The sequence below is a fragment of the Methylobacterium crusticola genome (assembly GCF_003574465.1).
In the GTDB taxonomy this organism is placed as follows: domain Bacteria; phylum Pseudomonadota; class Alphaproteobacteria; order Rhizobiales; family Beijerinckiaceae; genus Methylobacterium; species Methylobacterium crusticola.
Genome location: NZ_QOWC01000484.1, coordinates 1 through 980 on the forward strand (window position 1 = coordinate 1; position 980 = coordinate 980).

At 65.6% G+C, this 980-nt stretch carries 1 protein-coding gene and 1 pseudogene; both read left to right on the forward strand.

The genetic code is table 11. From position 1 onward, the window contains the following. Nucleotides 1-365 (forward strand): annotated as a pseudogene (locus tag DT057_RS36345) (hypothetical protein); the annotation flags it as partial. Between the two features lie 344 nt (nt 366-709). Next, a partial coding sequence (locus tag DT057_RS35025; protein ID WP_162501625.1) for a hypothetical protein occupies nt 710-980 on the forward strand: 271 nt, incomplete at its 3' end.

Here is a 980-nt window from a genome sequence, read left to right on the forward strand (position 1 = left end):
GCCATTGCAGCGACAGCACGAGGTGCTCCGTACGTCGCCGTCGCGTCGGCTGGCAGGGACATCCCTGGCATCAACGAGAGCCTAGCTACCAGCCTAGCAGCCGGGGCTACAGCCGCGTCCGTGACGACGAGGTGAAGGGGCCGGGTGAGGAGATGCTCTACCGTCGCCTCGGCTACAACGGCGTCGGGATGATCAACGGCGGAAACGTCCCCCAGCTCAGTGGCCGTGCCTCCCTCGGCATCACGCTGAATGGCTTCCCGGCGGGCGCGAAAACGAAGACCAGCACAGAGGGCATGTTTAGGCGGGTGAGCGTCGCCCGGAGTCGTCAGATGGCATCGGCTGACAACAATGGGGAGTGGCTGTGAGATTGAGGCCGGGATAAACAGCGCGGCCGAGCGTACCGAGCCGCTATGAGCGAAGCATTAGTCACGAGTAAGCTTCGCTATGAGCCTGCTGGTGACATCCGTTGCCAACAAGGCAACCGCCGTCTTTGTCGGTTGCACACGCCGCCGATGTGGGCACGCTGCTTGCGACGCTGATTAGCAAGTCCTGGGGGAATCTTGCTATGAACCACTTCGACACACATGCTCCTGATACAGAGACGACTCCGATCGGCTGTGTTCCGGAGAGGGACGACCAGCCCGGGACGGGCAGAGCCGGGGGCGCCCAACCGGCGAAAGTCGATGCCGAGTCGGTTAAACCCACGGTCGTGATCATCGAGCCGCGCCGGCTCGTGCGCGAGTGCCTCAGCAACTGCCTGGCCGAGGCCATCCCGGACTACCGGATCGTCACCTACGCGTCCGTCGACGCCTGGGACCGCGCCGGAATCGGCCACCGCGACGGCGACATGGTGGTGCTCTACTACGACCCGCGCGACGCCGTCCGCAGCGGGTCCTCGCGGGAGGGCGCGCTCCTGTCGCGCCTCGGCCCCGGCGCCAACGTCGTGCTGCTGTGCGACAGCGAGGATCCCGGCGAGATCA